The following is a 12,325-nucleotide window of genomic DNA, read 5'->3' on the forward strand; positions in this document are numbered from 1 at the left end:
TTGGCGTGCTGGAGAGTGTTCATCTCTTATTCTGCACCCAAAAACCTGAGTATGCAGAATTTCGTCCGGGTTTCAATATGCACTCCCTTGACAATCTCTGTATATCGGGGTATTCTTTTCTACATAACCGCTCCAAGTGAGCGGATTTTTATTTGGCCCTTTGGCCCGCGTCTTAGCCTTACAGTGAAGACATGACTTTGGCCGACGAATTTGCGAACAGGCTGGCGCAGTACGCGAAACTGCTCGTTCACACTGGGGTTAATCTGCCCCGGGGCGGCAAGTTGCTGATCGGTGCGCCGCTGGAAGCCGCCCCGCTGGTGCGTGAGGTGGTGCGGGCGGCCTACCAGGCTGGGGCGCTTGACGTGCGCGTGAACTACCACGACGGACATCAGGCGTTGGCGTTTTACCAGAACGGCTCGGGGGAGGCGCTGGCTTACCTGCCGAGTTGGGCCGCGCTGGAAGCCGAAAAGGCCCTGGAAGATGGCTACGCCCGCCTAAGCGTGGTGGGGGAAGACCCCAGCCTGCTGGCGGGCGTGTCGCCGGAGAAAGTCGCGGCCCGCACCAAACTGGTCGCTCAGGCCATGCGGCCCGTTTCCGAGGCGCTGGCGGGCTTTGCGGTCAACTGGTGCGTGGCTGCCATGAGCACCCCGGCCTGGGCCACGCGGGTGTTTCCTGAGCTGCCTGAAACCGGGGCCGTTGCCAGACTCTGGGACGCTATTTTCACAGTGACCCGCGCCGATCAGCCCGATCCGGTGGCCGCCTGGAACATCCATCTGGCCGAACAGGAACGGGTCTGCGCCCTGCTCAACCAGAAACAGTACGCCAGCCTGTACCTGAAATCTGAACTGGGCACCGACCTGACGGTGGGGCTGGCCGAACATCACATCTGGCAGGGCGGCGCGGAGACGGCCCGAAATGGGATTCGCGCCGTGCCCAACCTGCCCACCGACGAAGTCTTTACCATGCCGCACCGTGAGCGCGTGGACGGCTGGGCGGTCGCCAGCAAGCCCCTGAGTCTGCGTGGGCAACTGATTGAGGGCATTCGCGTGCGCTTCGAGCGGGGCCGGGCAGTCGAGGTTCAGGCCAAAACGGGCCAGGACACCCTGCAAAAGCTGCTGGACACCGACGACGGGGCCGCGCGACTGGGTGAGGTCGCGCTGGTCAAGGCCTCGGCTCCGGTGGCCCAGACGGGCAGGCTGTTTTTCAATACCCTCTTCGATGAGAACGCGGCCAGCCATATCGCACTGGGCCGCTGCTACCCGACTAATGTGCAGGGCGGTGAACACCCCGAGGCGCTGAAAGCAGCGGGCGGCAATGACAGCCTGATTCATGTGGACTGGATGATCGGCACGCCCCAGACCGATGTGGACGGCGTAACCGCCAGCGGCGAGCGCGAGGCGCTGATGCGCGGCGGGGAATGGGTGATCTGAGAACTGGTGAGTAGGTGGTGGTGAGCGGTGACTAGCCTTTAGGGTTTTCTACTCACCGCAGCCCACTAAGTACACTGCGTTTATCTTGTAGATAAACCGCGCGGAGCGCGTAGCAGAAGAAAGTACGTTGGAGCGGGAATGGAGAGGTTCCGGTGCTTTCCCGGAATCTCGCAATGTTAGCTTCAACGTACTTAACCACTTACAATGCAGTTCATGAGCGACCTTTATAACGCCGACGGCTTTACCCAGACGCCCTTCTTGAGCAGCGAACGCCAGACCAGTTTCAGCAGCGCCCCCGAACTGGGCAGCGCCACCGAACCGGGCAAGCAGTACCGCGCCGTGCTGGAAACCAGCAAGGGCCGCCTGGTGGTCGAACTCTACCCCGACGAAGCGCCCATGACGGTCAACAGCTTCGCGCACCTGCTGCGCCACCACTACTACGACGGCATCAAGTTTCACCGTGTGATCGACGGCTTCATGGCCCAGACAGGCGACCCTACCGGCACCGGCACGGGCGGCCCCGGCTACAAGTTCGAGGACGAATTTGCTGGAAACCCCCACCGCCACAGCGGTAAGGGCGTGCTGAGCATGGCGAACGCTGGCCCCGGCACCAACGGCAGCCAGTTTTTCATCACCTTCGGCCCCACGCCCCACCTCGATGGCCGCCACACGGTGTTTGGTAAGGTCGTCGAAGGACTGGACGTGCTCGACCGCCTGACCCGCATTCAGCCCGGCCAGCCTGGTACCCCCGACGTGATCGAGTCGGCCTACCTCGTCGAAAAATAAACTTTCGGTGATCCAATCAGCTCCGGCCCAGGCTGGGGCTTTTTTGTTAGACGGACTTTGTCTGTTTTGTTGCCAACTGCGTTCCCAACCCGGAATCACACCGGGTGGCCACCTCCACGCCCGGAAGCCGCTTTGCTGCTACTCGCCTCCGCACGCATTGAATCCAGAACGGCCCGGTTCAATCGGCAGTCTGTAGACCAACCTCGCTGCGACTTTCGCCGGAGGTCTAGTGTTCTATCCTGAGCTATGCCGCTACGCGTTCTGGCCCTCTGTCTGGGGAATATCTGCCGCTCGCCTGTGGCCGAGGCGCTGATCCGGCGCGAACTGGCTGCCGCTGGCCTAGACGCTGTAGTGGACAGCGCCGGAACCGGGGCGTGGCACGTCGGCAATCCCGCCGACCCGCGCAGCCAGAAGGTGGCCCACCAGCACGGCCTAGAGCTGACGGGTACGGCGCGGCAACTGGCTCCCGCCGATTACGGCGAGCAGGACATCATTCTGGCGATGGACCGGAGCAATCTAGAGCGTGCCCGGCGTCTGGCCCCACCCACGGCCAGGGCAAAAATCCTGCTGATGCGCGACTTTGACCCCGAGGCCCCCGGCGAGTGCGTGCCTGATCCGTATTACGGCGGCCCCGACGGTTTTGGGGACATGTACCGGATGCTAGAACGCAGCGCCCGCGAGTTTGCGCGGCGGGTGGCGGCGGGTCATTAATTCTGAAGGCTTGTGGGTGCCGGGCCGCCTGACAGACTAGAATCGGCCCCATGACTCCGGCTCCCAGAAAGCCCCCGGTGGGCGACAGGCAGGACAAGGGCCAGGACGTGCAGGCCATGTTCGCCAGCATCGCGCCGCGTTACGACCTGCTCAACCGCGTGCTCAGCCTGGGCATCGACCGGCTATGGCGCAGGGAAGCTGCCGCCGAGGCCCTGGCCCACAGCCCCCGTACTCTGCTTGACATGGCGACCGGCACCGCCGACTTCGCCATCGAACTTGCGACCCGTGCGCCGGGCCTCAAGCTGACCGCCAGCGACTTCGTACCCGAGATGCTGGACATCGGGCGTCAGAAGGCCGGGGCGCGGCACCTGGACATCAAATTCGAGGAAGGCGACGCACTGCACCTGCCGTATCCCGACGCCAGTTTCGACGCGGTCACCTGCGCCTTCGGCTTTCGCAACTTTGCCGACTACGCCGCTGGCCTCTCCGAGATGTGGCGGGTGCTGACGCCCGGTGGCCGCGCCGTGATTCTAGAGTTTCCGCCGCCAGCCCAGGGACTGTTCGGATCGCTGTTCCGCTTTTACTTTCGCCAGATTCTGCCGCGTATCGGGGCGGTGGTCAGCGGCAACGCCGACGCCTACACCTACCTGCCCGAAAGCGTGCTGGCTTTTCCCGACCCCGAGCGTCTTGCCCAGCTTATGCGGGCCACCGGCTTCCGTACCCGCTACAGGCTGCTGACCTTCGGCGTCGCGGCGATTCACGTGGGCGACAAGCGCTGAAGCCCGAGCAGCACGAAAGAAGAAAAACGGAACCCCTGGCTAAGCGGCTGGGGTTGCGTCTTTTCGTTCAGCCCTTATTCCAGGGCACCCAACCCGGTCAGGTGCCGCCCGACGATCAGGGTGTGGATGTCGTGGGTGCCCTCATAGGTGTCCACCGTTTCGAGGTTCAGCATGTGGCGAATAACCGGGTACTCGGTCGTGATTCCGTTGCCGCCGTGCATCTCGCGGGCCAGGCGTGCGCCTTGCAGGGCGACCCTCACGTTGTTGCGCTTGGCGTAGCTCACCTGAGCAAAATTCATCTGGTGGGCGTCCTTGAGCTGCCCCAACCGCCACGCCAGCAACAGCCCGGTGGTGTGGTCAGTTGCCATGCGCACCAGTTTGTCCTGCACCAGCTGGCGCGAGGCAATGGGCTTGCCAAAGGTCGTGCGGTCGGTGGTGTAGTCCAGGCTGGCCTGTAAGACGGCTTCCAGCGCCCCCAGCGCCCCCCAGGCAATGCCGAAGCGGGCCGAGGTCAGACACGACAGCGGCGACCCCAGGCCCCGGCTGCCCGGCAGCAGGTTTTCGGCGGGAATGCGGCAGTCTTCGAGGACGATTTCGCCGGTCACTGAAGCCCGCAGACTCATCTTGCGGGTGATCTTGGGCGCATGAAAGCCCTTGGTGTCGGTGGGCACTGTGAAGCCGCGAATGACGCCCTCGTCGTCTTTGGCCCAGACCACCGCCACGTCGGCAGCGGGGCTGTTGGTAATCCACATCTTGCTGCCGTTAAGCACGTAGTCGCCGCCGTCCTTGCGGGCACGGGTACGCATCGCGCCGGGGTCGGAGCCGCCGTCGGGTTCGGTCAGGCCGAAGCAGCCGATTAGTTCGCCCGAGGCCAGCCCCGGCAGCCAGCGCCGTTTTTGCTCCTCGCTGCCGTACTCGTTAATCGGGAACATAACCAGACTGCCCTGCACGCTGGCGGCACTACGCAGCCCGCTGTCCACGCGCTCCAGTTCGTACATCATCGCGCCGTAAGCGCTGTAGCTGGTGCCTGCGCCGCCGTACTCCTCGGGCACGGTCGGCCCCAGCAGGCCCATCTGCCCGAAACTTTTCATCACGTCTTTCACCGGTAGCTCTGCGCTGTCCCACCAATCGGCAATGTGGGGCAGCAGCTCGGCGTCGCAGTAGCTCCGGACAGTCTCGCGGATCTGGCGTTCGTCGGGTTGCAGCAGGTCAAATACTTTGAATTCGTCGAACATTATGTGTACCTCGTCGGAGGGGTGCCCCAGCAAAAGGGACAAAGAGAGACTGGCTAACTGGCTGGCTGAATTAAAGAATAAGGGAAAAGGGCGGCTCAGGACGGTTCGGGGGCTGTGCGGCCCAGCTCGGCCAGGATTTCGGCGGTGTGCTGGCCCGGCGTGGGCGGGGCGCGGCGCACCGGCGGGCGCACCCCCCCAAAGTCCCAGGGCGGCGAGGTAACGGTGGTTTCGCCCAGGGTAGGGTGCGGCACCGTCACGGCGACCCCTCGGGCCTGCACGTGGGGGTCTTCAAAGACTTCTTTGATGGTATAGACCGGGCCGCACGGCACGCCCGCCGCGTCGAGCCGCCGCGTGATCTCGGCCCGCGTGAAGCGCCGCAGCCCCGGCAGCAGCTCGGTGTTCAGGGCGGCGCGGTGATCCACCCGGCCCTCGTTGGTGGCGTAGTCGGGGTTGGCAAGCAGCGCGGTAAATTCCAGCGCCGCGCAGAACTTGCGCCACAGGCTGTCATTGCCCACCGCCAGATTGATCATGCCGTCGCTGCACTCGAAAGTGCCGTAGGGCACGATGCTGGCGTGATCGTTGCCCTGGGTTTTGGGAATCTCGCCGCCCGCGAGGTAGCGGCTGATCTGGCTGGTGCCCAGCGCGATCACGCCTTCGAGCAGATTCACGTCGATGCGCTGGCCTTCTCCGGTGCGCTCGCGGGCATACAGCGCGGCCAGAATGCCCTGGGTTATCAGTGCCCCGGCGAACACGTCAGCCACCGCTACGCCCACCCGCTGCGGGTCGCGGCCCTGCTCGCCGTTGTAGCTCATCAGGCCGCCCATGCCCTGCGCGATCACGTCGTAGCCGGGGCGGTCACGGTACGGCCCGCTTTGCCCGAAGCCCGAGATACTCGCGTAGATCAGGCGGGGAAACTCGGCGTGCAGCCGCTCCCAGCTCAGTCCCAGCCTGTCGAAAGTGCCGGGCCGGAAGTTCTCGACCACGATGTCCGCCGAAGCAATCAGGGCGTGGGCCGCCGCGAAATCCTCTGCGTTCTTGAGATCTAGCAGAATACTCCGCTTGTTGCGGTTGACACTCAGAAAATAGGTGCTTTCGCAGGCGTCGCCGCGCTGCATAAAAGGTGGCCCCCAGCTGCGCGTGTCGTCGCCCTGCGGCGGCTCGACCTTGATCACGTCGGCGCCGAGGTCGCCCAGCAGCATGGTGCAAAACGGCCCCGTCAGCACGCGGGTAAAGTCGGCAACTTTGAGCCCGGCAAGTGGCAAGGCAGCGGAAAAGTCTTGAGTCATGTGGCTGCCCGCCAGTCTACGCCCGTTCCAGCTGGTAGACCGTGCGGGCGTTGGTCTCCGTAATCCGCTCAAGTTCACTGACCTCCAGTCCACGTAACTCAGCGATGAATTCCAGCGTGTAGCGCACGTAGCCGGGGCGGTTGGGCCTGCCGCGTTTGGGCACCGGGGCCAGAAACGGCGCGTCGGTTTCGACCAGTAAATGTCCGAGTGGCACGGCTTTTGCCGCCGCCTGAATCTCGGCGGCGTTCTTATAGGTCGTGTTGCCCGCAAAGCCGAAGTAGGCCCCGCGTTCCAGACCATACTCCAGCATCCCGGCGTGCCCGCTGAAACAGTGAAAGATGACCTGTACGCCGGGACAGTTCCGCAGCACGTCCATGACGCCCCGGTGCGCCGATTCCTGGCCCTGCTTGTCGCGGGTGTGGATAACCAGCGGTTTGCTGGTGCACCGGGCCAGCTCCAGCTGCCACTCGAAGGCGGCGAGCTGCTGCGGGCGCTTGGAAGCGTCCCAGTAGTCGTCCAAGCCGCTTTCACCGATGCCGACCACACGCGGGTGCAAGAGCAGCGCTTCGATTCCGGTGCGCAGTTCGGGCGAGTCCTGATCCGTGTCGGTCGGGTGCAGTCCGGCGGTGGCCCACACGTCCGGAAACTGTTCGGCCAGGGCCACGGCGTTGCGGGCGTGTTCCAGGTTCGCGCCGATGCAGACCAGGCCACTCAGGCCCAATTCGCCGCGTGCCGAGGCCGGGTCTTCGAGGTAATCGAGGTGGGTGTGCGAGTCGAACATGCCCTGAACATACCCCCCCGGCGCCGCGCCGTTTCCCTCATGCCCGTCAGGCCGCGCCCATCACTCTCATGAGAGCGGCGCGGTAGAGTGCGTGGCGTGCAGAAGGTCGGTTTGTATTCGCTCGTGGCTCTGGTGGTGTTCGCGCTGGTGTTTACCCTGCTGCCTGCCGCCCAGCAGGCGAGTGACCAGACCGGGGCCACCCTGCGGGACGTGCAGCTCACGCTTTATCCGGCTCATGATCAGGACGCTATCTGGCAGTTTCAGGCGGGGAACGTGCAGAGCGACCCCCTGACGGGCGTGACCGAGCTGGCCGAACTGTCGGGCGGGCAGAGGCTGGTGCGCCAGAAGGACAGCGCCGGGCAGTACACCGGGCGAACCACGCTGGACGCCACCCTTAGCACGCCGCACCTGACGATTAACGCCCAGGACGACATCACCACGCCCCGCGCCCGCATTACCCTGGTGTCGCAGTGCGCCGATATCGACCTGAGCGGCACCCCCGAGCAGCCCGTGACCATCCAGCAGGGCGTGGGCTTTAGCGCTCCGCTGGCGGTGGTCGATTCGCCGTACCTGACGGGCCGCCTGGGCCACCTGCAAATGGATTTTCAGTTCCAGGTGCTGGGATCAGACCAGGACTCGCAGATCAGTGCGCCGCTCGACGCTACCGAGACTTGCCGGGGTGGTAGGCGGGTGCCGCTGACCTAGAACGCTCAAGCCGAGTCCTGCCCGCCTTTTTTGCCTTCCTGACCCTGAATTTCCCGTCTTCAAGGAGACTGCCATGAACCTGAACAAGAACCTGCTTCTGACCGCCGCCGTCCTCAGCTCTGCCAGCCTGAGCGTTCTGGCGCAAACTGCTGCCCCCGCAACCGAGAAGCGCGTGATCAATATTCAGGGAGCGCCGCGCGGCGACCTACGTAACGGCCCGCTGACTTTCACCGCCAACCCGGTCAAGGCGACCGTCAGCAGCCTTCAGATCACGGCGCAGCAGGCGGTGCTTACGGCCCCCAAAGGCACCCCGATCATCGAGGCCAAGGGCAAGCGGCTGGCTGATTTCAGCGGCAACATTCAGGTCACGCGTGGCCGCCTGAGCGCGGCGGGCGAGCAACTGGCGTACAGTGAGGCTAGCGGGCAGGGCCTGCTGAGCGGGAACCCCAGCGCGACCTTCGTGCCGGAAAAGAACGACAGCAGCGACCCCGTGAGCATCAAGGCCAGCCAGATGAGTCTGGACGTGGACAACAACGTTTCGACCAGCACTGGGGGCGTGCAGCTTATCAGCGGCAACCAGACGGGGCGAGCCGACAAGCTGATCTTCGATGAGGACCGCGAACTGGCCCAGCTGACCGGCACCCCGACCCTGACCCGCGCCGCCAAGAGCAATCAGAAGGAACTGGTGATTTCGGGCCAGGAAGTGCGGGCGCTGACCAGAAGCAAGACCCTGTACGTCAAGGGCGGCGTGAAACTGGTGCAGGGCACGCAGACCACCACCGGCGACGCGGTGTATTACGACGACAAGAAGAATGTGGCTTACGTGGTTGGCAATGCCGTCAGCGTGGACAGCAAAAGCAAGGTGACCCTGCGTGCCCCAGCCAGCGGTTATCTGGAGCAGCGCACCGACTTTGGCCGCGTGAGCGTCAAGAACTCCAGATTCACCATTCCCACCGATCCGTTCAAGCTGCGGACCGAAAAGTAATGTGACGCGCCGGACAAGGTTGCTGCTCTTGGCGCTGCTGGTCGGCCCGGTTTCGGCCTGGGCCGCTGGTCAGCCGGGCCTGCCCCCCTCAGCGCCGCCCACGCTGACGCCCGCGCCGATGGTGGCTCCGGTGGTTATCAAGTCGGGCAGCCCGACCCCAACGGTGGGTCAGAGCACGCTGAAGGTTCCTGCACCCTCGCCGGGTAGCTCTTCGGCTGCGCCCTCCCCGTTGGTCAAGCCGACTGTTCCGGCGCAACCTCTGCCCGGTACAGCCGCCCAACCAGCAGGCAGCCAGTCATCAGGCAGCCAACCATCAGGTAGCCAGTCACCAGCCGGAGCGCCCTCTCCGCTTCCGGCGGCGCAACCTGCCGACCCGGCCAACGCTGCCAACGGCGCAGATCAACCCGACACCGGCAACAACGACCCCACCGAGCACGAGAAGGCCGGGCGCTGCGTGGAAGGCTCCGAGCAGGCGTGCATGGCCCTGAGTCGCCAGGGCAAAGATGATAAAGAGCGGCGCATTCTAGTGATTCGCACCGGCATCAGCGACGACACCGGCATCTATACGGTGTGCAGCCCGCGTGACGACGAACCCGCTGACGCCCCCAATGTCGGGGTGTTCAGCGAGAGTGGGCCGGGCGGTATTCGCATCATCATCGACAAGAACGTGATCCGGGTGCCGCTAGCGATGGTCACGCAAAAGCCCCCCAAAGACGGTCAGGAAGGCAGCGACGGACGGGTCGAGGCCAGCGCAGGAACCGCCCAGTTTCTGGATCAGGCCCCCTCCGGCGCCAAGGATCGCCTCAGCCTGTGCGGGGTCGCCTCGCAGCCTAAACCGGTGGCAGGCACCGTCTATGTGACCCAGGGCAAGACCCGGCTGCGCGGGCAAAAGTTAGTCTACGACGAGACCGACGGCGTGGCCCGCATTGACGGCCCGATCACCTTCCGGCGCGACAACGACAAGGACCCGCTGTCGGGCAGCAGCCAGAGCATCGAGGTCAACGTGGACGCCGAAAAAACCGTGCTGGTCGGTGACGTGGTGCTGCGGAGCCAGGGCGGGCGCATCAGCAGGGCCGCCCGTGTGGAATACGACGATGCCAAAAACGAGGCGCGGCTCTATGCTACCCAGAACAACCCCGCCGAAAGCGTCAAGGGCGGCGACGTGCTGCGACTGAGTGACGGCTTGATCGTGTATAACCTCGACACCAACGAGGTCTATGTGGTTAAGGCGGGTGAGGGAAATATCAGCGGTGAATTTCAGGAGGGTGAAACGAACCTCTCTGCCACGGCTTCTGCGTCCGGGCCATCGGCTCCTTCTGCCGACCCGCATAAGAGCAGCGCCGATGAAGTCGCTGGTACTCAAGCTGCTGGCACTCAAGCTACTGGCAATACGACGACGCTTCCAGTCAAGAAGGCACCTTCGGTCAAGTAGCAAGGAGGGCAAAAAAGGCCCCGGCACATCTGGCGGCGGGGGCCTTTTGGCTGGCTGAGGGCCTTCAGCTTTCCAGCGTGCTCAGGTCGCCGGGGTCTTGCCCCAGGGCCTGTGCCCGCAGCACGCGGCGCATGATCTTGCCGCTGCGGGTCTTGGGCAGACTCTCGACTACCCGGATTTCGGCGGGCGTGCCAATAGGGCCAAGTTCGCGCCGCACGTGTTCAGTGATGCTGGCCTGCAGCCCGCGCCCCACCTGCTGCTCAAAGCCCCGGCGCAAGATGACATGCGCGATAATCGCTTCTCCCTTCAGTGAATCGGGAATACCGATCACGGCGGCCTCGGCCACGGCGGGGTGGCTGACCAGCGCGTCCTCGACATCCGCGCTGCCGATGCGGTGCCCGGCCACGCTAAGCACGTCGTCGCTGCGCCCCAGGATGCTGATATAGCCCTCGGCGTCTCTCATGGCGAGGTCGCCCGAGGTGTAGCCCGCCGGATTCTCGTTCCACATGGCGGCGTACTTTTCGTCGTTGCCGTACATGCCGCGCATCATGCTCGGAAAGGGCTTGCGGATAACCAGAAAGCCCTGCTGACCCTCGGGCACCGGGTCGCCGTTTTTGTCTACCACGTCGGCGTCTACCCCGGCCAGTGGTTTCCCGGCGAATCCGGGTTTGGCGGGCCAGCGGGCGTGCGTGCCGATGGTCGGGGCGCCCAGTTCGGTCTGCCACCAGTTGTCCACGACAATGCCGTGTGCGCCCTCGCCCAGGCCGCCGCAGACATGTTCCTGCGCCCAGCGCCATGCCTCGGGGTTCAGCGCCTCGCCCGCGCAGGCGACCAGCCGCAAGGTGCTTAGGTCATAGGGTTTCAGAACTTCCGCGCCCAGCTTCATGAACATTCGCAGGGTGGTGGGGGCGGTCAGCAGCACGTTCACGCCGAATTTTTCAATCAGCCGCCACAGCACGCCGGGGTCAGGAAAATCCGGCGCTCCCTCGCGGAACATGATGGTCGCGCCCGACACCAGTGGGCCGTACACGATGTAGCTGTGCCCCACGATCCAGCCGATGTCGCTGGTGCAAAAGAACACGTCGCCCGGCGTTACGTCCAGAAAGGCTTTGAGGTGATAGGACGTGCCCACCATGTACCCGCCGTGGGTATGCACCACCCCTTTCGGCTTGCCCGTGCTGCCCGAGGTATACAGCACGAACAGCGGGTCCTCGGAGGCGACGGTCACGGCCTCGGCCTTGCCCACCTTCATCAGGTCACTGAAATCCACCGTGCGGCTGTCGCGTTCGCGGTGCATTCCATCGCCGCGCTCGTGCAGCACGAGGTAATCCACGCCTACCAGGTCCTGAATCGCGGCGGCGGCGATTGAGTACAGGTCCACGACCTTGCCCCGGCGGTAGCCCACGTTGGCCGTGATAACCAGCCTAGCTCCGGCGTCCTGAATACGGTCGCGCAGCGCCCCAACCCCCAGGCCCGCGTATACCACGCTATGCACCGCCCCCAGCCGCGCACAGGCGAGCATGGCGATTACGCCTTCGGGCGTCAGTGGCATGTAGATGACCACCCGGTCACCCTTTTGCACCCCGATAGACCGCAGTCCCGCCGCAAAGCGCTCCACGCGGTCGAGTAGCGTGCCGTAGGTGTAGATGTGCGCCTGCTCGTCCTCCGAGATCCAGATCAGCGCGGCGCGGGTGCGGGCCTCGCCCCGGGCGTGACGGTCAAGCGCGTTCAGCGTGATGTTGGTCTCGCCGTCGGCAAACCACTGGTGATTTGGGCGTTCCCACTTCAGGGCCTGGGTGGGTTCGCGTGTCCACTCGTGTTGTCGGGCCTGCGATAGCCAGAAGGTGTCTGGGTCGCGGTTGGCCCGCTCGATATCAGGCGCGGGGTCGTACCGTAGCCGCTTCAGGACACTTTCGGGGGGCATAAGGCGTTCGGGTTGCGCGGGGCGGGGTGTGGCATCGGACATGGCAGTACCTCCAAAAAACTGAATTGTGCGTTGCCCTCAGTCTAGCCCCTGCCGCGTGGTCTGGGCGAATGTGTCCACGCCAGGAACAGTTTGATAAACGACCGACAATATTGATGACGAGCCTGTACGGACTGCTGCTTGAACCTGGTTATTTCAGAGGCTGTCTGAGGCCCTAACCATGGGAAATGTTTTAGGCTTTAACGGTGGAACGCGCAGCTTACCCTAGCGA

11 protein-coding genes are annotated in these 12,325 nt (G+C 64.4%); 7 read left to right on the top strand and 4 right to left on the bottom strand.

What is annotated here, in order from left to right:
* The first annotated feature begins 191 nt into the window (after positions 1 to 191).
* From QZ269_RS10015 to ubiE, 4 genes are all read left to right on the top strand, one after another.
* Positions 192 to 1,430 carry an aminopeptidase gene (locus QZ269_RS10015; RefSeq protein ID WP_291426570.1) on the top strand — a complete coding sequence of 413 codons (1,239 nt, stop codon included), beginning with the start codon at positions 192 to 194 and terminating at the stop codon, positions 1,428 to 1,430.
* A 213-nt stretch (positions 1,431 to 1,643) separates the two neighbouring features.
* Positions 1,644 to 2,216 carry a peptidylprolyl isomerase gene (locus QZ269_RS10020; RefSeq protein WP_291426571.1) on the top strand — a complete coding sequence of 191 codons (573 nt, stop codon included), beginning with the start codon at positions 1,644 to 1,646 and terminating at the stop codon, positions 2,214 to 2,216.
* Positions 2,217 to 2,462: 246 nt separating this feature from the next.
* Complete coding sequence (locus tag QZ269_RS10025; RefSeq protein WP_291426572.1) at positions 2,463 to 2,927, top strand: low molecular weight protein-tyrosine-phosphatase; 465 nt, start codon at positions 2,463 to 2,465, stop codon at positions 2,925 to 2,927.
* A 50-nt stretch (positions 2,928 to 2,977) separates the two neighbouring features.
* On the top strand, positions 2,978 to 3,706 hold the full coding sequence (gene ubiE, locus QZ269_RS10030; RefSeq protein WP_291426573.1) for a bifunctional demethylmenaquinone methyltransferase/2-methoxy-6-polyprenyl-1,4-benzoquinol methylase UbiE: 729 nt from the start codon (positions 2,978 to 2,980) through the stop codon (positions 3,704 to 3,706).
* Between the two features lie 74 nt (positions 3,707 to 3,780).
* Here the strand turns inward: ubiE and QZ269_RS10035 are convergent, their stop codons facing one another.
* The 3 genes from QZ269_RS10035 to QZ269_RS10045 form a co-directional block, all read right to left on the bottom strand.
* Positions 3,781 to 4,941, bottom strand: a complete 1,161-nt coding sequence (locus QZ269_RS10035; protein ID WP_291426574.1) for an acyl-CoA dehydrogenase family protein — start codon at positions 4,939 to 4,941, stop codon at positions 3,781 to 3,783.
* A 95-nt stretch (positions 4,942 to 5,036) separates the two neighbouring features.
* The gene (locus QZ269_RS10040) at positions 5,037 to 6,227 is read right to left on the bottom strand and encodes a CaiB/BaiF CoA-transferase family protein (RefSeq protein WP_291426575.1); all 1,191 of its coding nucleotides are present in this window, start codon (positions 6,225 to 6,227) and stop codon (positions 5,037 to 5,039) included.
* 16 nt (positions 6,228 to 6,243) lie between these two features.
* Complete coding sequence (locus QZ269_RS10045; RefSeq protein ID WP_291426576.1) at positions 6,244 to 7,008, bottom strand: TatD family hydrolase; 765 nt, start codon at positions 7,006 to 7,008, stop codon at positions 6,244 to 6,246.
* Positions 7,009 to 7,104: 96 nt separating this feature from the next.
* On the opposite strand from QZ269_RS10045, the gene QZ269_RS10050 reads away from it, so the two are divergent.
* From QZ269_RS10050 to QZ269_RS10060, 3 genes are all read left to right on the top strand, one after another.
* A complete protein-coding gene (locus tag QZ269_RS10050; protein WP_291426577.1) occupies positions 7,105 to 7,713 on the top strand; it encodes a hypothetical protein in 609 nt (202 codons plus the stop codon).
* Between the two features lie 73 nt (positions 7,714 to 7,786).
* Positions 7,787 to 8,698, top strand: coding sequence for an LptA/OstA family protein (locus QZ269_RS10055; protein WP_291426578.1), 912 nt, complete (start codon positions 7,787 to 7,789; stop codon positions 8,696 to 8,698).
* Position 8,699: 1 nt separating this feature from the next.
* The gene (locus tag QZ269_RS10060) at positions 8,700 to 10,130 is read left to right on the top strand and encodes an LptA/OstA family protein (RefSeq protein ID WP_291426579.1); all 1,431 of its coding nucleotides are present in this window, start codon (positions 8,700 to 8,702) and stop codon (positions 10,128 to 10,130) included.
* A gap of 64 nt (positions 10,131 to 10,194) precedes the next feature.
* Here QZ269_RS10060 and QZ269_RS10065 read toward each other — a convergent pair whose 3' ends face one another.
* Positions 10,195 to 12,096, bottom strand: a complete 1,902-nt coding sequence (locus QZ269_RS10065) for an acetate--CoA ligase (protein WP_291426580.1) — start codon at positions 12,094 to 12,096, stop codon at positions 10,195 to 10,197.
* Between the last annotated feature and the right edge of the window lie 229 nt (positions 12,097 to 12,325).

The organism is Deinococcus sp. (assembly GCF_018260405.1).
GTDB lineage: Bacteria > Deinococcota > Deinococci > Deinococcales > Deinococcaceae > Deinococcus.

What these genes read in the sequence shown, in the direction of transcription:
- ubiE (WP_291426573.1), top strand. Translation starts at nt 2,978, where the DNA reads ATGACTCCGGCTCCCAGAAAGCCCCCGGTGGGCGACAGGCAGGACAAG.
- QZ269_RS10020 (WP_291426571.1), top strand. Translation starts at nt 1,644, where the DNA reads ATGAGCGACCTTTATAACGCCGACGGCTTTACCCAGACGCCCTTCTTG.
- QZ269_RS10040 (WP_291426575.1), bottom strand. Translation starts at nt 6,227, where the DNA reads ATGACTCAAGACTTTTCCGCTGCCTTGCCACTTGCCGGGCTCAAAGTT.
- QZ269_RS10065 (WP_291426580.1), bottom strand. Translation starts at nt 12,096, where the DNA reads ATGTCCGATGCCACACCCCGCCCCGCGCAACCCGAACGCCTTATGCCC.
- QZ269_RS10035 (WP_291426574.1), bottom strand. Translation starts at nt 4,941, where the DNA reads ATGTTCGACGAATTCAAAGTATTTGACCTGCTGCAACCCGACGAACGC.
- QZ269_RS10045 (WP_291426576.1), bottom strand. Translation starts at nt 7,008, where the DNA reads ATGTTCGACTCGCACACCCACCTCGATTACCTCGAAGACCCGGCCTCG.
- QZ269_RS10055 (WP_291426578.1), top strand. Translation starts at nt 7,787, where the DNA reads ATGAACCTGAACAAGAACCTGCTTCTGACCGCCGCCGTCCTCAGCTCT.
- QZ269_RS10015 (WP_291426570.1), top strand. Translation starts at nt 192, where the DNA reads ATGACTTTGGCCGACGAATTTGCGAACAGGCTGGCGCAGTACGCGAAA.
- QZ269_RS10025 (WP_291426572.1), top strand. Translation starts at nt 2,463, where the DNA reads ATGCCGCTACGCGTTCTGGCCCTCTGTCTGGGGAATATCTGCCGCTCG.